This is a genomic window from Nocardiopsis suaedae (assembly GCF_027706745.1).
In the GTDB taxonomy this organism is placed as follows: Bacteria; Actinomycetota; Actinomycetes; order Streptosporangiales; family Streptosporangiaceae; genus Nocardiopsis_A; species Nocardiopsis_A suaedae.
Window position 1 is genome coordinate 43,153 of record NZ_JAQFWP010000003.1, and the last position, 17,275, is coordinate 60,427.

General features: G+C 73.5%; 16 protein-coding genes. 7 read left to right on the forward strand and 9 right to left on the reverse strand.

The window, feature by feature from the left end; all coding sequences use genetic code 11:
* Positions 1-180: 180 nt before the first annotated feature.
* A complete protein-coding gene (locus O4U47_RS02500) occupies positions 181-1,083 on the reverse strand; it encodes a LysR family transcriptional regulator (protein WP_270675781.1) in 903 nt (300 codons plus the stop codon).
* 69 nt (positions 1,084-1,152) lie between these two features.
* Between O4U47_RS02500 and O4U47_RS02505 the strand changes: the two genes are divergently transcribed.
* Both O4U47_RS02505 and O4U47_RS02510 read left to right on the forward strand, forming a co-directional pair.
* On the forward strand, positions 1,153-1,770 hold the full coding sequence (locus O4U47_RS02505) for a short chain dehydrogenase (protein ID WP_270675783.1): 618 nt from the start codon (positions 1,153-1,155) through the stop codon (positions 1,768-1,770).
* 151 nt (positions 1,771-1,921) lie between these two features.
* A complete protein-coding gene (locus O4U47_RS02510; RefSeq protein ID WP_270675785.1) occupies positions 1,922-3,163 on the forward strand; it encodes an acyltransferase family protein in 1,242 nt (413 codons plus the stop codon).
* Positions 3,164-3,191: 28 nt separating this feature from the next.
* On the opposite strand, the gene O4U47_RS02515 is transcribed toward O4U47_RS02510, so the two are convergent.
* From O4U47_RS02515 to O4U47_RS02525, 3 genes are read right to left on the reverse strand one after another with little or no spacing between them, the layout of a single operon-like run.
* A complete protein-coding gene (locus tag O4U47_RS02515) occupies positions 3,192-3,683 on the reverse strand; it encodes a hypothetical protein (RefSeq protein ID WP_270675787.1) in 492 nt (163 codons plus the stop codon).
* Positions 3,680-5,215 carry a sensor histidine kinase gene (locus tag O4U47_RS02520; protein ID WP_270675789.1) on the reverse strand — a complete coding sequence of 512 codons (1,536 nt, stop codon included), beginning with the start codon at positions 5,213-5,215 and terminating at the stop codon, positions 3,680-3,682. Before O4U47_RS02520 ends, O4U47_RS02515 begins: the two co-directional genes overlap by 4 nt.
* A complete protein-coding gene (locus O4U47_RS02525; protein ID WP_270675790.1) occupies positions 5,212-5,883 on the reverse strand; it encodes a response regulator transcription factor in 672 nt (223 codons plus the stop codon). The genes O4U47_RS02520 and O4U47_RS02525 overlap by 4 nt, the downstream gene beginning before the upstream one ends.
* 124 nt (positions 5,884-6,007) lie before the next feature.
* Here O4U47_RS02525 and O4U47_RS02530 point away from each other — a divergent pair, with 124 nt between their 5' ends.
* From O4U47_RS02530 to O4U47_RS02540, 3 genes are all read left to right on the forward strand, one after another.
* Positions 6,008-6,772, forward strand: a complete 765-nt coding sequence (locus tag O4U47_RS02530; protein WP_270675792.1) for an SGNH/GDSL hydrolase family protein — start codon at positions 6,008-6,010, stop codon at positions 6,770-6,772.
* Between the two features lie 196 nt (positions 6,773-6,968).
* On the forward strand, positions 6,969-8,420 hold the full coding sequence (locus tag O4U47_RS02535; protein WP_270675794.1) for an MFS transporter: 1,452 nt from the start codon (positions 6,969-6,971) through the stop codon (positions 8,418-8,420).
* Positions 8,421-8,480: 60 nt separating this feature from the next.
* Positions 8,481-9,107 (forward strand): hypothetical protein, encoded by a 627-nt coding sequence (locus O4U47_RS02540; protein WP_270675796.1) that lies wholly within the window; start codon positions 8,481-8,483, stop codon positions 9,105-9,107.
* Positions 9,108-9,126: 19 nt separating this feature from the next.
* Here O4U47_RS02540 and O4U47_RS02545 read toward each other — a convergent pair whose 3' ends face one another.
* The 3 genes from O4U47_RS02545 to O4U47_RS02555 all read right to left on the reverse strand — a co-directional run bounded on the left by O4U47_RS02545 (position 9,127) and on the right by O4U47_RS02555 (position 12,433).
* Positions 9,127-9,834, reverse strand: a complete 708-nt coding sequence (locus tag O4U47_RS02545) for a hypothetical protein (protein ID WP_270675798.1) — start codon at positions 9,832-9,834, stop codon at positions 9,127-9,129.
* A gap of 162 nt (positions 9,835-9,996) precedes the next feature.
* Positions 9,997-11,526 carry a hypothetical protein gene (locus O4U47_RS02550; protein ID WP_270675800.1) on the reverse strand — a complete coding sequence of 510 codons (1,530 nt, stop codon included), beginning with the start codon at positions 11,524-11,526 and terminating at the stop codon, positions 9,997-9,999.
* 76 nt (positions 11,527-11,602) lie between these two features.
* A complete protein-coding gene (locus O4U47_RS02555) occupies positions 11,603-12,433 on the reverse strand; it encodes a MerR family transcriptional regulator (protein WP_270675802.1) in 831 nt (276 codons plus the stop codon).
* Between the two features lie 171 nt (positions 12,434-12,604).
* Between O4U47_RS02555 and O4U47_RS02560 the strand changes: the two genes are divergently transcribed.
* Positions 12,605-13,756: a serine hydrolase domain-containing protein gene (locus tag O4U47_RS02560; RefSeq protein ID WP_270675804.1), complete on the forward strand. Its 1,152-nt coding sequence runs from the start codon at positions 12,605-12,607 to the stop codon at positions 13,754-13,756.
* A 211-nt stretch (positions 13,757-13,967) separates the two neighbouring features.
* Here O4U47_RS02560 and O4U47_RS02565 read toward each other — a convergent pair whose 3' ends face one another.
* Positions 13,968-14,534: a TetR/AcrR family transcriptional regulator gene (locus O4U47_RS02565; protein WP_270675806.1), complete on the reverse strand. Its 567-nt coding sequence runs from the start codon at positions 14,532-14,534 to the stop codon at positions 13,968-13,970.
* 99 nt (positions 14,535-14,633) lie between these two features.
* On the opposite strand from O4U47_RS02565, the gene O4U47_RS02570 reads away from it, so the two are divergent.
* Positions 14,634-15,557 (forward strand): NmrA family NAD(P)-binding protein, encoded by a 924-nt coding sequence (locus O4U47_RS02570; RefSeq protein WP_270675808.1) that lies wholly within the window; start codon positions 14,634-14,636, stop codon positions 15,555-15,557.
* Positions 15,558-15,600: 43 nt separating this feature from the next.
* On the opposite strand, the gene O4U47_RS02575 is transcribed toward O4U47_RS02570, so the two are convergent.
* Positions 15,601-16,824, reverse strand: coding sequence for a hypothetical protein (locus tag O4U47_RS02575; protein WP_270675811.1), 1,224 nt, complete (start codon positions 16,822-16,824; stop codon positions 15,601-15,603).
* Positions 16,825-17,275: the final 451 nt, after the last annotated feature.

Here is a 17,275-nt window from a genome sequence, read left to right on the forward strand (position 1 = left end):
AAGGGGAACGACCAAGGGCGCTCCTGCGCGCAGAACCGGACCGGACGCGGGAACCGGGGAATCGCATCCGGTGGAGCGGCGCGCGGCCACGCGGTCGGATGGGAATGTTCCCGTCTTCGTGATCAGCAGACCCGTATCGCCTGGCGGATTCCTGAGGGCGGCGGTCGGTGAAGCGGGGGATCAGAGGGTGGACGAACTCCGACACCGGACCGTGCGGAAGACGTGGGCGACGAACGCCTCGGTCCCGGGGTGGGTGGGCTCCTCCGGCCAGAGGATGGAGGCCTGCACCGGGGGCGCGTCGGTGATCGGGACGTACCGGACGCCCGGGGCAGGGTGGCTGTGCACCGTCCCCTCGGCGGTGACGCCTACGGCCTCCCCCGTCGCGATCGCGGACAGCCACTCCTCCACGTCGGCCACGGTGACCGCGCGCGGGCGGCGCCCCTCCGGCCACAGGTCCACGCCCGTGGTGGCCGCGGTCGTGCACAGGGCCACGTCGCGTTCGGCCAGGTCGGCCAGGTGGACCTGGGCGGAGGCCGCCAGCGGGTCGGATTCGGCGAGGGCCGCCACCCGGCGCTCGTGCAGCAGCGGCAGCGCACGCACGCCGGGCGCGGTCGATGGCGCGGTCCGAAGCAGCGCCGCGTCGACCTCCGACCGGCGCAGGGCCTCCTCCGGGTCGTTGCGGCGGTGGATGCGCACAGGGGTTTCCGGGTGGGCGCCGCGCCACTCCTGGAGCAGTGGAACGGTGAGCGGGCCGAAGGCCGCCCAGGCGATGCCGAGCCGGAACGGCCGCGGCCCCGGCCGCACCTCGGCCAGGGCGGCGTCGAGCCGGTTGAGGATGGCGTGGGCGTGCTCCCAGAGCCGTCGGCCCTCCTCGGTCAGGGCGAGGCTGCGGGTGGTGCGCTCGACCAGGCGGACGCCGACCGCCCGCTCCAACTGCTCCAGGGTGCGCGACACCGACGGCTGGCTGAGACGGAGGGCCTCGGCCGCTCCGGTCACCGTCCCCTCGTCGCCGATGGCGGCGAGGGCGCGCAGGTGGCGCAGTTCCACGGCGGTTCTCCCGCCGGTCGTGCCCGTCATATCCATGCGCCCAGCGTATGGATCCTGCGCAACAAGCATTTCCCTCCCGGTGCCCCACCGCCGTACCGTCCCCGCATGAGAATCCTTCTGATCGGAGCCGCAGGCAGGCTCGGTACCGCCGTGGAGAAGACGCTGGCCGATCGCGGACACGAGGTGGTGACCGTCGGCCGCTCCACCGGCCGACTCCGCTACGACGTCGCGGACCCGGAGCAGGTGGCGGCCCTCTACGGGGACCCGGCGCTGTACGGCGGCGCGGGCGCCCTGGACGCGGTGGCGAGCGCCGCGGGCGACGTCGTCTACAACCCGGTCGCCGACATGGCGGCCGGTGACTACGCCTCCTCCTTCCGCGGAAAGGTGCTCGGCCAGATCGAACTGGTGCGCCAGGGGATCGCGCATGTGGCCGAGCGGGGGTCGTTCACCCTGATCACCGGTGTGCTGGGGCGCGACCCGATCCCGACGTCCAGCGCCGCGGCGATGGCCAACGGCGCCGTCGAAGGGTTCGTGCGGGCGGCGGCGATCGACATCGCCCCGCAGCGGATCAACGCGGTCAGCCCGACGGTGTTCACCGAGAGCCTGCCGCACTACGGCGACTTCTTCCCGGGGGTGCCGCCGGTGGGCGTCATGGAGGTGGCCCAGGCCTACGTCCGCTCCATCGAGGGCGGCCAGACCGGGCGGGTGTACGAGCTGTCGTAGCTCCCCTCCGTTGTTGGTCTCGGGAGGAACGACGCTAAAACCGCGCTTGTAGCGTCGTTCTTCCCGAGATCATCGGGGGCGGGACCGACTGCGACACGACCGGGACACGGCGGACACGGCGCTCGGACACCGGGGCGGCACCGTCGGCCCCATGACCTTTGTCGAGTCGGCCCGGGACGACCGGGCCTCCCGGTCCGCGCCCGCGCGGGCGCCCTACCTTCCCGCCCTGGACGGGCTGCGGGGCGCCGCGATCCTCGGGGTGCTGCTGTTCCACACCGACCGCCTCCCCGGCGGGTTCCTCGGGGTGGACCTCTTCTTCGCCCTCTCCGGCTACCTCATCACCGACCTGCTGCTCCGCGAGACGGCGGCGACCGGCTCGGTCTCCCTTGCGGCCTTCTGGGGACGGCGGATCCGCCGCCTCTTCCCCGCGCTCGCGGTGATGCTCGCCGGTGCGGCCCTGCTGGTCCGGGCGTTCGCGCCGCCGGACACGGTGCGCAGCATGCTCTCCGACGGCCCGTGGGTGCAGGCCAACCTGGTCAACTGGCACCTGCTCGCCGAATCGGCCGGGTACTGGGACCGGTTCGGGGCCGAGCGGGTGTTCGAGCACCTGTGGAGCATCGCCGTCGAGGAGCAGTTCTACCTGGTGTGGCCGCTCGTCCTGGTGGCCGTGGCCCACCTCGCACGGCGCAGGCGCGGGGCGCGGCGGGCCGACGGGGGTATCGCGGTCGCGGCCGCCCTCGCCTCCGCCGTCTCGCTGGCGCTGATGGTGCTCCTCGTCGACGGGGCCGACCCCTCCCGTGTGTACATGGGCACCGACACCCGCGCGTTCTCCCTCCTGCTGGGGGCGATGGTCGCGACCGGGCCGGTGCGCGCCGCCCTGGCGCGCGCGGTCGGCCGGTGGGCGGGCGCCGCCGCGGCGGTCCTGGCGGTCGGCATCGCCGCGCTGTGGCTGGTCGCGGACGGCACCGACTCCCTGTGGCTGTTCACCGGCGGGCTCTTCGCGCACTCGCTGGCCTCGGCGCTGCTGATCGGCTTGTGCGCGCAGGCGCCGCGCACCTCCGTCGCTCGCGCGCTCTCCTGGCGGCCGCTGCGGTGGCTCGGGCTGGTCTCCTACAGCCTCTACCTGTGGCACTGGCCGGTGATCGTGCTCCTCTCGCCGGAGCGCACCGGCCTGGACGGGTGGGCCTGGACCGCGACCGTGGGGGCCGTGTCGGTCGCGGCGGCCTCCCTCTCCAAGCACCTGGTCGAGGATCCGATCCGGTTCCGCGCCGGGTGGGCGCGGGGGCGCCGCGGGGCCGTGGCGTTCGGGGCCGCGATGGTGGCCCTGGCGGTGCTGTGGGTGGCGATCCCGGCCCCGCCTCCGGCAGCCGTCGACGTCGCACTCCTGGAATGACCGCCCGGGCGGGGCGCACCGAAGCAGGTCAGCCGATCAGCGGGCAGGTCCGGAGCTCCTCCGATTCCCGTCCCCCCGTGGTGAAGCCGACCCGCACCTCGGTGTCCTCCGCCCCTCCGCTCTGCACGTGGACGCCCAGTGCGGTGCACACGATCTGATCGATGCCCTGCGGGGTGACCTCGTCCATCGCCAACGGCACCAGCACCGTGAGCACCTCCGGCCCGGTGGTCACGACGACCCGTGTCGTGGAGACGGCGGCGATCCCGGTGCTCAGCCCTGAAGTCGGCCCGGGCCCCGCGATCAGCAGCGACACCGCGTCGGACACGGTGCCCAGGCGGCCGCTGTCCCGGAAATCCGGCTGCAGCTCGCCGTCGCCGCCGATGAAGTACAGGGTGACGCCGGGCGCCACGCCCGTCGGGGCGCGGCCCCCGTCGGCCGGACCGGTGGGGCGCAGGCCGCAGCCCGCCGACAGCAGGACGGCGAGCAGCGGCACGAGCACCCGGACCAGGAACGGCCTCATCGCTCCTCCTCCCCATGACCGGGCCCGTCGGCGTGCCCGCCAGGGTGGCCGACACCGTGCCCGCCATCGCGGTCACCACCGGGGTCCCTTGGCAGCCGCAGCACGAACCGCGCCCCGCCTTCGGTGTTCTCCGCGACGAGGTCCCCGCCGTGCAGACGGGCGTTCTCCAACGCGATCGCCAGACCGAGCCCGCTGCCGGGCGTGCGGGTCCGCGCCGCGTCCCCTTTGTAGAAGCGGTCGAACACGTGTGGAAGCACGTCCTCGGGCAGCCCCGGCCCCTCGTCGGCGACCTCGATCCGCACCTCGCCCCCGCCGGTGCCCTCACCCCCGTCACCGTCGCCCGCCACGCGCACCCGCACGGGCGGCGCACCGTGCCGCAGCGCGTTGCCGACCAGGTTGGCCACGATGACGTCCAGACGGCGCCGGTCGGCCAGCAGCCCCACCGGCCCGTCGGCCTCCACGGCGACCCGGTCCGTCCACCCCCGCGCGCGCAGGCAGTCCCGGACGGCCTCGGCCGCGTCGACCTCCTCCAGCCGGAGGGCGGCGGAACCGGCGTCGAACCGGGAGACCTCCATCAGCTCCTCCACGAGCGCCACCAGCCTCCGGGTCTCGGTGACCGCCAGCTCCACGGACTCGCGGTCGTCGGCCTCCATCCGGTCGGCCGCCGACGCCAGCACGTCCACCACCGCCGTCAGCGTGCTCAGCGGGGTCCGCAGCTCGTGGGAGACGTCGGAGGCGAACCGGCGGGCGTCGGCCCGCATCCGCTCCATCTGCGCCATCGACTCCTGCAGCGACGCGGCCATCTCGTTGACGGTCGCGGTCAGCGCCGCCAGCTCGTCGGCGCCCTGCGGCACCGTCCGCGCACCGAGGTCGCCGTCGGCGAGCCGGCGCGCCGTGTCGCGCAGGTCGCGCACCGGGCGCAGCACCCCGCGCGCGGCCAGCAGGGCCAGCAGCACGGCCAGCGGCAGCGCCAGCGCGGAGGCGGCGACCGCCGACCTGGTGAGCACGTCGATCTGCCCCTCGACGCCGGAGAGGTCGCGCACGGTGTAGACCTCGATGCCGGACGGTGTGCGCGCGCCGTCGGTATCCGTCAGCATGACCGGCATGCCGATGAGGAGCTTCGGCGCGCCGTCGTCGGTGATCCTCCGGACGCTGATCCGGTCCCGCTCGCGCACGGCGTCCCGCACCGGGCCGATGCCCGGCCCGGGGGCGTCCGCGTCGGCCGACCGCAGGTCCTCATAGGTCACCAGGGTGTTCGGCCCTACGGCCGCGCGCAGCCGGTCCAGCCCCTCCTCGTCCGGCGGGTAGTCCAGCTCGGGGGCGAGTGCGGCCACCCGGTCCGCGACGGTCCCGGTGAGCCGCTCCTGCGCGCCGTCCACCAGCGCCGTCCCGGCCGACCCGGCGGCGGCCCAGGCCGCGGCCGCGGCACCGACCACGGTCACCAGCACGAACGCCACCAGGAGCCGGGTGCGCAGGCCGCGCGGCCGCAGCCGGTGCGCCCAGGCGCCCGCGCGGCGGAGGCCGCCGGTCACAGCGGCCCGAACCGGTAGCCGAACCCGCGCACCGTCTGCACGTACTCCGGCGCCGCCGGGTGTTCCTCGATCTTGGCGCGCAGCCGCTGTACGCAGTTGTCGACCAGCCGGGAGTCGCCCAGGTAGTCGTGCTCCCAGACCTCTTCCAGAAGCTGCCGCCTGCTGAACACCCGGCCGGGGGCGCGGGACAGGGTCAGCAGCAGCCGCAGCTCGGTGGGGGTCAGCGCCACCGGGGCGTCGTGCAGCGTGACGGTGAGGGCCTCGGTGTCGATGCGCAGGCCCCCGTGGACGCGCACGCCGTCCGAGGGGGCGCTGCGGCGCAGCACCGCGCGGATGCGCGCGTCCAGGACGGTGGGCTGCGCGGGTTTGACGACGTAGTCGTCGGCACCCGCCTCCAGCCCGGTGACGACGTCGAAGTCGTCGCCGCGCGCGGTCAGCATCACCACCGGCACCCCGCCTGCGGCGCGGATCCGGCGGCAGACCTCGAATCCGCTGATGCCCGGCAGCATCAGGTCGAGCACCACCAGGTCGCATGCGGCGGCGCCGAGCGCGCGGAGGCCGTCCTCTCCGGTCTCCGCGGTGCGCACCTCGTGGCCGTGCCTGGACAGGGCGAGCTGCAGCCCGCGCCGCACCCCGGGGTCGTCCTCGATCAGCAGAATCGTCGCCATCGGCCTCAGTATGCGCCGTCGGCGGCCGCCGGTCCCGCAACGGCGGGCCGCTTCGGCGGGACTGCGACACGACTGCGACACGGCGGCGGAGGCGCCGGGACGTCGGGCGTGCACCGTCGAAGGCATGATCAACAGAAATCTCCTGGCCATAGGCCTGACCGGTCCGCTCGTCCTCGCCGCCGGGTGCTCCGGCGGCCCGGCCGCCTCCGGGGACGGGGCGCCGGAAGGGGGCGGCGGGTCGTCCGGCCCGGCCCTGTCCACGGTGCTCCTGCTCGGCGATTCGGTGGCCGCGGGCCAGGCCCTTCCCATGGCCGAGGCGTTCGGGGCGAGCGGCGTGGAGTTCACGTCGATCGCCTCCGACGGCGGGGGCAACGTCGTCGGGCCGTTCTCCGAGAAGAACTGGGAGGAGCTGCCCGACCGGATCGCCTCCGCCGAGGCGGACGCCGTCGTCTACCAGATCACCACCTACGACTGGGGCACCCGCGAGGAGCAGCGGGAAGGCTACGCGAAGCTGGCGGACACGGTGGTCGACAGCGGCTCCGACCTGTTCCTGGTCACCATGCCGCCGATCGAGCCGGACGACTTCTACGCACCGCACATGGAGGACCTGGACCGCACCGCGGAGGTCGCGGGCGAGGTCGCGGAGTCCTCGGACGGGGTGGAGCTGCTCGACGCGGAGGAGGTGTGGGGGGAGGAGTTCCAGCGGACCCGGGAGGGCGAGCCCGACCGCAGCTCCGACGGCATCCACACCTGCCCGCAGGGTGCGGCCCGGTTCACCCGGTGGGTGCTGGACGAGCTGGCGGGGTCCTACCCGGGGTTCGCGCCCGCCGACCCCGAGGAGTGGGCGAACACCGGCTGGTCCGGTGACGAGCGCTTCTCGGGGTGCTGACACCCGGGGTGCTCCCGGAGCCGCGGCCGTCGACCGCCCCCTGACCCCGGGCGGCCCACCTTGACCTCAAGCGTGCTCGAGCTCCTAGCGTTCGTTCGGAGACGCCCCGAAGATCCCCCTGAAGGAACGAGGAGCGAGGATGGACACCGACGCTGCGCTCCGCGCAGGCCGCCCCTCACGACGAACGGCAGGTCCCGTGGCCCCATCACCCGTCGAGGACAGTGCCCGCGACCGGACCCCGACGCCCCGCCCACCCGCGCCCCGCCTATGGGTGGTCGCGCTCATCGCGTGCGCCGGGCAGTTCCTGGTCGTCCTCGACGTCTCGGTCGTCAATGTGGCCCTCCCGGCCATGCGGACCGCCCTCGGGCTCAGCGAGACCGGGCTGCAGTGGGTGGTCAACCTCTACACCATCGCCTTCGCCGGCCTCATGCTGCTCGGGGGCCGGGCCGTCGACCTCTTCGGGCGCAAGAGGATGTTCCTGCTCGGCCTCGGCACCTTCATCGCCGCCAGCCTCGTCGGCGGGCTCGCCCAGGAGCCGTGGCACCTGCTCGGAGCGCGCGCGGTACAGGGGATCGGGGCCGCCGTGCTCGCCCCCGCGACGCTCACCATCCTCACCACCTCCTTCCCGCCGGGACCCGCGCGGACCCGGGCCATCGCCACATGGACCGCCGTCGGCGCCGGGGGCGGCGCGGCCGGGGGGATCATCGGCGGCGCGCTGACCGAACTGCTGTCCTGGCGCTGGGTGCTGCTCATCAACGTGCCCATCGGGGCGCTGGCCCTGCTCGCCGCCGTGCTGTGGGTCGCCGAGCGGCGCGACCGCGAGGGCGCCCCCGCGCGGCTCGACGCGCCGGGCGCCCTCCTGGTCACCCTCGGGCTGGTGACGCTCGTCTACGGGGTGGTGCAGACCGAGTCCCAGGGGTGGGCGTCCCCGTGGTCCCTCGCGCCGCTGTTCGGCGGGATCGTGCTGATCGGCGCGTTCATCCTGGTGGAGGCGCGGACGGCGGCGCCGCTGGTGCCGCTGCGGCTGCTCGCTGCGCGCCCGGTCGCGGCGGCGAATACGGCGATGTTCGTGTGCGGGGCCGCGATGATGTCGATGTGGTACTTCATGTCCCTGTACATGCAGAACGTGCTGCGCATGAGCCCTTTGGAGACGGGGCTGGGCTTCCTCGCGCAGACCGTCAGCATCATCCTGGGGTCGAAGATCGCGCCGTGGGCGATGCGGGCGGTCGACGGCAAGTACGTGGCGATGGCCGGGGTCGCGGTGAGCGGCGCCGGGTTCCTGTGGGCCGGAGGGGGGATCCCCGCCGGGGGCGGGTACGCGGCCACGGTCCTGGGGCCCGGCATCCTGATGGCCTTCGGGTCCGGGCTGGCCGCCACACCGCTGACCTCGTCGGCCACGGCCGCTGCGGACCCGTCCGACGCGGGGCTGGTGTCGGGGCTCGTCAACACGTCGCGCACGGTGGGCGGTGCCCTGGGTCTGGCGGCCCTGTCCACGGTCGCGGCGGCGTACGCCTCGCCCGGGGCGGGTCCGGACGCCCTGGCGGGCGGCTACGCCCTCGCGTTCCGGATCGGCGGGTCGGTCCTGCTGGCCGGAGCCGTGTTCGTCCTGGCGGCCCTGCCCCGACTGCGGGCATCCGAGCCTGCGTGACGCGGGCGGGGTGTGAAGCAGGCAGGGCGTGATCCGGGCGGTCTGTGATTGACTGCGCCCATGTCCCCCCGTGATCGCATTGTCGGCGGCCTGCACGACCCCGGTGACCCCGTCCCCGGCGCGTCCGTCGAGGCCCGATGGGTGAACCTGCGCTGGCGCCGGATGCCCGCGTGGATCGCGGCGACGACGGTCTCGGTCGCCGCGGGTGCCGCCATCGCCTTCCGCATGGTCGAGGAGGCGGGCAAGCCCTACATCGGTGCGAGCGAGATCACCGGCGGCGCCGTGTTCCTCGTGGCGTCGGCGGTCGTCGCGGTGTGGATGGTGTGGGTGGCCCCGCGGGTGCTCACCCGCCAGGGGGTGGCGGTCGACGGCATCGGTATCGCGCTGATCCAGGAGGGCAAGCTGTGGTCCCCGGACCGGACCGTGCGGATCCCGTGGGGCGTGGTCCGCTCGGTCACCGAGCGCGATGACTACGTCGGCCGGTCCGACCACCGTGGGGACCGCCGCAGGAGGGTCGCCAAGGTCAGCCTGCTGCTGGACGCGGACCTCCGCGGCGTCATGGTCCCGAGCTGGGTCGGGGCCGCGCCGGGGGCGCTTCCGGTCCGTGTCGCGATCGCGCCGGGCAACCGGAGGCGGTCGAAGGTCGTCCAAGCGCTCCGCGCGGTGCGGCCCGACCTCGTCATGTAGTGGGGCCCGGCCGTGCGCCTCACCTCCAGTTCGGCATGCGGTCCAGCAGGTCGCACCGGAAGTCGAGGGCCGGCAGCAGCTCCTGGGGGTCCCGATGGTCGTTGACCGGGTCGGCCGCGTCGAGGAACTCCCCGCGGAAGAAGACCACGCGGGGCGTGCGCGGATCGGTCAGCAGGAAGCGCACGGCGTCCGGTTGCAGGATGGCGCGCGCGAAGTCGCCGCCGTCCACGCCCGTCACCTCGAACCGGCCGTCGAATTCCGGGTGGCCGATCGTCGTCCCGCCCCGCCCGATGGCCTGGTTGGCCGAGTTCTGGAGCTGCGGGAGGCGGCTGATGTTCAGGACCGGGTGGCGTGTGGGGGTCGCGACCCAGACGGCCCGCTCCCGCCGGCGGCCCCCTTGGTGGGTCACATCGAAGGTGGCGGCGACGAAACGCCTGCCCCGGTGGACGCCGGAGACGACGTCGTGCGCCGCCGTGGCCCTGGGGGTGCCCCACAACGGTTCGCGCAGTTCGGGCCGGTCGAACTGGCGGTTGTACAGCTCGATGAACGCGTCGTCCTGCTCGGCGAAGGTCCATCCGAATTGTTCGATCGCGGGGCGGACCTGCCGCGCTTCAGGAAGTCGGTGGGCCCGGTTCGCCCGTAGGACGAAGAAGATCAGCAGGCCCACGGCGGCGAAGACGAGCAGTGTCCCGACGATGACGATGACCAGCACTACGGCCGAACTCATTTGCCGCTCTCCAACGGACGGGAACCTGGCGCCCGCGTCGCACCGGCCGTTCGATCACGCGCCCGTGCGAACGCGGAGGCCAGGTTCGCACAGGCCCGCCCGTCCCGTCGCCGCCGCCTTGATGGGCTCCGCCCACCCCTGCCGAGGCCGCCCCGCTCCGCCTTACGCTCGCGCCGTCACCTCGGCCTCAAGGATCTTGAGGGTGGGCGTGTAGGAGACGTGGGCCGTGAGCCGGGCCAGTTCCGCGGTGGCCGCGTCGCTCTTCAAAGCGCAGAGCGCGCGTGCGCAGGTGTTGGCGAGTCCCGGCGAGTTCGGCCCTCCCGCCGGGGGCGTCCGAAGCGCCTCGACCAGGACGGTGCCCAGGCCGCGCGCGGATTCCGCGTGCTCGGGGAGCATGGCGACCAGCCAGACCAGGCCGCGTGCGGCGTTGGTGTTGTAAGCGTCCGGGTGGGCCAGGGTGTGCGGGTCACCCACCAGGGAGAGCCAGGACAGGACGCGTTCTCCGAACTCCTCGGCGTCGATGCCGGAGAGCAGCGACCGCCCCGACTCCTGCCAGGCGGCGCCGGGCCTGGGCTTGGTGGCGGTGGCCGCGTGCCGGACCGCCTTGGTCCACGAAGGCGGCAGGTCGGCGAGCTCGTCCAGGGCCCGGTCGGTCCACGCGTGGCCCGCGTTGAGGACGGGGCCGCGGTCGGCGAGCAGCCGCACCACCTTCCGCAGGTCCTTCGCCCTGAAGGGGTGGGGGGAGAAGTACGCGCGGCGCATTTCGGCGCCGAGCGCGTCCGGGATGTTCCGGCCGGAGGCCAGCTCCGCCCACGCCGTCTCGACCGCCTTCAGCGTGCGGACCAGGCCGTTCGGATCGAACCGCAGGGCGTCCTGGCGCGCGGCCGCCAGCCGCTCGTCGGGCCGGTCCAGCGAGAGGCTGAGCGCGGCGTGCATGTGGACGATCCTGCCGCGTCGTCCCTCCGGGGCGGCAGGGTCGTAGAGGTCGGCGCAGGCGTCCACGAGCGCGCCGCGGACCTCATCGGGCAGGGTGCGCACCCGGTCGACGGTGTCGGAGAAGTCCTTGTCCGCGAGCACCGTTTCGACGGCGGCGGCCGCCCCTGCCGCGCCGCCGTGGGCGACGGCGGCCGTGAGCATGGGCTGGAGGTCGTCGAACCCGAAGTACTCCAGGGGGGCCGAGGAGAGCGAGGCGTGCAGGGCGTGGAGCCGCTCCCGCTCGTCCGGGTCGCCGGTCCGGTCCAGCAGCCGTTTCGCGACGTCGGTGAGCCGTCGCCGGTGCTCGGCGGAGAAGGTGCGCAGGCGCTCGGCGGTCCACGAGGGGTCAGGTGACGCGAGGGCCCTCCGCAGCGCGTCCTTCCGGTCGTCCTCGGCCGTGTCCCCGAGATGCATGGAGGCCAGGACCTGTGCCTCGAACCCGTCGGACTCCAGCAGGTCCACCTGGTTGGCGAGCAACCCGGCGTGCACGGCGAGGAGGCGGGACCGCCGCTCGTCCGTCCCGGCGGCCTCGTACATCTCCACGCCGGCGTGGGCCATGCGGCGGCGGACGTCCACCGGAAGGCGCGGCAGGAGCCGCACCGTTTCGGGGAAGTCGTCGGCCGCGAGGACGTGTTCGCAAGCCGTGGCGGGACCGTCGCCGTCGACCAGGGATTCGAGCGCGCTCTCGAACCCGTGGGGCGCGTGGGAGTCGGACATCGGGCTCCTGCCAGGGGAGGGGAAAGGGCGTACTACGGGTACCGCGCCCCGCCGACCTTTCTGGAATCGGCGGCCTTCACGGGATGAACACGCCCCCGGAGCGGAGCCGGGCCTCGATGAGGTCGAGCAGGTGGGCCCCGGTCGGCGTCTGGTTGCCGAAACGGCTGATGAGGCGGTACCGATCTGTGGGGGCGGTGCGGGCCTTCTGGAAGCTGGTGACGACCTTGCGCATCGCGGGCCGGGCCAGGACGTACTCGGCCATGGCGGTGGCGACCTCTTCCAGGCGGGGATCGTCCGGCTCCCAGGCGAGGGCCTCCTGCGCGCGCCTGTGCAAGGCGATGACCTGCGGATCGCCGAGGGCCTCTTCGAGGTTGCCGAGGTAGTCGTCGAAGGCGTCGGGGTCCAGGGCCCTGGCCAGGACCATGCCCTCCCGGGTGGCCGCCAGCTCCTCCGGGGGGAGCCCGGCGGCGCGCCCCCGTTCGAGGAGGACGGCGGCGCGGTCGGGGAGCAGGGCCAGGTCGCCGTCGGCCAGGCGGCGCAGCATGGCGCGCCGGGCGGTCAGCTCTTCGATCCTCTCGTCCAGGCGCGCCTCCACGTCGGCCAGGGCCTCGGTGAAGCGCTCGGGGGCGTATTCCAGCATGGGGCCGATCTCGGCCAGCGGCACCCCGGCGGCGGCCAGCGTGCGGATGCGGACCAGCCGCAGGACCTCGGTCGCGCCGTACCGGCGGTAGCCGGAGCCGTCGCGCGGGGGTTCATCGAGCAGGCCGATCCGGTGGTAGTGCCGGACGGCCTTGACCGTCACTTCGGCGAAGGAGGCCGCCTGGCCGATCGTGAGCCCGTCCGGCGCGGCTCGGTCCGTCGTGGGTCGGCCCCTCCTGGGGCCGCCCTTCACGGGTTCGTTCGTCACCGGTGTGGATTCCTTCCGGGGAGGCCGTGTTCCCTCGCTGATTCTCCGTCGCACGGCCAGGAGTGCATGACGCAGGTCACCATTGAGGTTGACCTTAGGTCAGGCCGGAGGCTTCTCGTAGCGGCGGCAGGGCGCCGACCGCACACGGGGAGACCGAAGGAGCGGACCACGATGACCACCCCCCTTTCCGACCAGCACGAGGACGTTCCACAGAGCGGCGCCGCCGGAGCGGAGGCCGTCGGCCAGGACCGCCCGGAGCTGCAGAGGGCGATCGAGGAGATCGTCGGACTCGGCTTCCTCGGGGTGTCGCTGCGCGTGCGCGACCAGCGCGGCGAGTGGGGCGGCAGCGCAGGGAAGGCCGAACTCGACGGGACCGCCGCGCCGCCGACGGACGGGTACGCGCGGATCGGCAGCACCACCAAGACCTTCGCCGCCGCACTGGTGCTGCGGACGGTGGCCGAGGGCGTCATCGGGCTGGACGCCCCGGTCGCGGAGCACCTGCCCGGGTTCGCGTTGGACGAGCGGATCACGGTGCGCATGCTGCTGCAGCACACCAGCGGGGTCTTCAACTTCACCGGAGAATTCGAGGACGACGGGACGCTGATCCCGGGGGTCACCACCCCGTACGGTGCGACGACCCGGGAGTGGTTGGACGGCCGACTGGAAAGCCGCCGCCCCGAGGACCTGGTGCGGCTGGCGCTGTCCAAGCCGGCGCGGTTCGAGCCGGGGGCGAAGTGGAGCTACTCCAACACCAACTATGTGCTGGCCCGGCTGCTGGTCGAGAGCGTCACCGGTCGTTCGTTCCCTGAGGAGATGCAGCGCCAGGTCCTGGGGCCGCTCGGACTGAAGGGCACGATCCTGCCGGAGGACTCGCCGGACATCCCCGCGCCGCACGCGCACGGCTACTTCCGCTACGAGAAGGACGGCGTGCAGGAGACGGTGGACATCACCCGCCAGAACCCTTCCTGGCTGTGCACCGGCGGCGACATGATCTCGACGACCGAGGACACGGCCGTGTTCGTCGCAGCGCTGTTGGACGGCCGTCTCCTGCCGCCTGGACTGGTGGCCGAGATGTGCACGCCGGTGTCCACGGGGATTCCGTCGATGGACTACGGCCTGGGGGTGTTCGTGCAGAAGACGGAGAACGGCACGACGGTCATCAACCACAACGGCGGCGTGCCGGGCTATGCGGCGATGATGACCAGCACGCCCGACGGGAGCACGACCCTGACAGCGGCGGTGAACTACGTGGACGACCCCGACCTGACCATGAGCGCAAAGGGCCAGGAGGCCTACCAGAGGCTCGTGCGCGAGGTGTTCTAGGCACGAAGGCCGCGGGGAACGACGGCCGGGCACACAGGGCACGCGCCCTCGGAACAGCTCCGGAATCCAGAAAGGCCAGGCCCCGGAATCATCAGGAGGCCTGGCCTCCTTTGTGCGTGATTCTCTGCGCGTGGGCCTCGTCCGTACGAGGGGCGGACGGTGACCACGCCTACCGCAGCGGGGCGCGTCAGGGGAGCGCCCGGTTCGCCGGTCAGACCGACGGACTCAGGCCGGTCACGGACATGCGGAAGAGGCGGTCCGCCGCTCCCGCCGGATCGGGGTGGTTCGCCGTGGCGAGGGTGATGCCGACGATCAGTGTGATCAGGTCGGCGACGGTGGTGCCCGCTGCCACCGCGCCGTCCTGAACTGCGCGGTGGAGCAGGGGGCCGGCGGCCTCCTCAAGGAGCGCCGAACAGGTGTCCTCATGCCCCGGTGCGGCTTCGACGCCGTCGTAGGCCAACGCGGCCGCCAGGCCCCGTGCGGAGACGCAGTAGGCGACGACCTCGCCCAGCCACTCCAGGAGCGCGTCCCGACTGTCTTTCTCCTCGGCCAGTTCGCGGGCGCGGTCGGCCAGCGCATCGACGCGGCTCCGGGAGACCGCTTCCAGCAGCGCGCGGCGGGTGGGGAAGTGGCGGCGCACCGTGGCCGAACCGACCCCCGCGGTGCGGGCGATCGCCTCCAGGGAGGCGTCGGCGCCTTGGGCGGCCACCTCGTCCTCGGCCACGGCGAGGATGCGCGCGTAGTTGCGCCGGGCGTCCGAGCGCTGCCGCTCGGGCATGGCGTCACCTCCATGGTTGCTAAACGGCGGGGCCCGCCATATCGTACTCCACATGAAACGGCGGGCCCCGCCGTTTAGCTTCGAGTTTCGAGGAGAGCCATGTCCACAGACTCCGCCCCCGTCCTGGTCACCGGCGCGACCGGTAGGCAAGGCGGCGCCACCGCACGTGCCCTCCGCGCGGCGGGTGTGCCCGTCCGCGCCCTGGTGCGCGACCCGGCTTCGGCGGGGGCCAAGGCCGTCGAGGCGCTCGGTTCCGAACTGGTCACCGGCGACCTGCACGACCGTGCCTCCGTGGTCCGCGCCGCCGAAGGCGCCCGTGCGGTCTTCTCGGTGCAGATGCCCGCCATGGACGCGGAGGGCGTCGACTTCGAGGGGGAGGTCGCCCAAGGGACCAACCTCATCGAGGGGGCGAAGGCCGCCGGAGTGCCGCAGTTCGTGCACACCTCCGTCAGCGGCGCCGGTCGGCACACCTCCGTGCCGGGGTGGGCCGAAGGCCGCTGGTCTTTCATGGAGCCCGCCCTGGGCGCCAAGACCGCGATCCAGGACCGGCTCCGGGAGGCGGGTTTCGCCCGGTGGACGCTCCTCAAGCCAGGCTTCTTCATGGACAACTTCCTGCCGTCCATGGCGTACCTGTTCCCGCGCGGCGTCGACGGCGGCCTCGTGTCCGTCCTGCGGCCGGAGACGCGGCTCTCGCTGACCGCCGTGGACGACATCGGAGCGGCGGCGGCCGCGGCCATCACCGATCCAGAGCGCTTCGACCGGGTCGAGTTGGAGCTTGCGAGCGACTACCTGTCGATGACGGAGATCGCCGCCGTCCTCTCGCGCGCGCTGGGCACGGCTCTGTCCGCGCCCGACATGACCATGGAGGAGGCCGAGGCCGCCGGTATGCCCCCGATGGGGGCCTCGCACGCGTGGTTGAACGCGGTCGGCCAGCCGGCCCGCCCGCAGTATGCGAGGGATCTCGGCATCCGTCTCACCGGTTTCGAGGAATGGGCGAAGAAGCACATGCGAGCCGACGCCTGAGAGCCCTTCCGGGCCCTCCCACGGCGTGCCACCACGGACTCGGCTACCGACGGCGATGTCCGCTACGGGCTGCCCCGGCCGCTCGCAGTGATCTGCCGTCATCGCACGGGTGAGGGCGGCGTTCACAGGCCGCCATAGGAGCCTCGTCGAGGACGGGGCCTTGAGCGGACTCGACGAGGTAGTCGAACGGGTGCCAGAGGCCGCCGTCCACGTCGGCCGGGACGAGCAGTCCGCTCGCCCCGAGCCTGACCTGCTGAGCCCAGGAGAGGGCCTCGTCGAAGCCCTCAGGGCGCAGGGCCGCGGCGTCCTGGAGGTAGGCGCCGTGCGTACGCCTGAGCAGGTCGGCGGAGACGCCGGAGGCCAGGCCGGTGCGGGTCAGGTCGATCGCGGCGGCGACCACCGCACGGCCGCGCGGGTGGCCGCCGCTGCCGGTGCACCGGTTCGCATCACGCCAGACCTGGAGCAGGAGGGGGCCTGCCGCCAGGTGCTCGGCCACACCGTGGACGCCGTGGCGGGCGGTATGCGCGGCGCCGCGCAGGCGGGCGTCTCCGTGCTCGGCGGCGCGCTCGGTCTCCTCGGCCGACCACGTCCGCTCCAGCACGATTGGGTCGAGGCGCCTGAGCAGGTCGACCGTGCGCCTGGGCCTCGGCGCCGCGTGGGCCTGCGCTGAGAAGGGGAGGCGGTGGGTGTCGAGGTATTCGGTGCGCAGTGTCATGGCCACGACGGTGCGTCGGCGCGTGAGCAGGCTCAGGGTGGTCTCGGTGAGGTGGGCCGCCTCGTCTTCCAGGAAGCGGTCGACGTCGTCGAGCCACACCACGACGCCGGAGTCGAACAGGTACGGCGGCGAGGTGAGCCGTTGGGCCAGAGTGTCCAGCGCCGTGCCCGGCGGCGGGGCCACGAGGTGGCGGTGGGGCATGTTCGAGGCCAGGGCGTGCAGCAGTGAGCGGGACTTGCCTGCGGCGGAATCGCCCACCATCAGCACGACGCCGCCTGTGGCCTTGGCCGCGACCACCGCCTGCTCGATCTCACCGTCGCGGTCGCGGCGTACGTAGGGGGAGATACGGGAGCCGTCGGGGCCGGCGGGGGCGGGGTGGACGCCCAGCCGCCGAGGATCGGCCCGTGCGACGGGCACGGCCGCTGCTAGTGCGGCTTCGGCCTCCTGATCGCCGTCGCGGGGCGGGGGCGGATGCGCACCGACGAAGATGTCGCGGGCCGCCCCGGCTTGGATCAGGGTCTTCGCGACGGTGTTGGAGGAACTGTTCCTCACGTCAGAGGTGTGGCGGACAGGATGCCGTGGGCCGGGGCACCGTGCCGAGCGCCACGAAAGCTCCTCCCCGTCCCCTGGCGGCAGGAAGCCGCGAGAGGGATCGGGACCGGAGAGGCGGGCACCGGGGCCCACAGAATGATCGAGCGTGTCGCCGTCCGCCCGGGTGAGCCGATCGGACGACGGTTCCAAGGGGTCCTGAGAGGTCATGAGAGGGTGCACCGCCTCCTTCGAACGACCGCGAGAGACTGCGTGCATGCGATTATGCACGTGCATTTGCAAGCACAGCAAGACCTTCGGTGTGGCCGGAAGGCGCCTTGGAGGGGCCAAGGGGAATGCGAGGGAGCTCCCGGCGGCGCCGCGATCCCTCTTCGCCGAGGTGAGGGGGCCATCGGTGGCCGGTCGCGCCAGATAGGGCGGCGCCGGGCCACGGGAGGGCTTTCGGGCCTGCGGC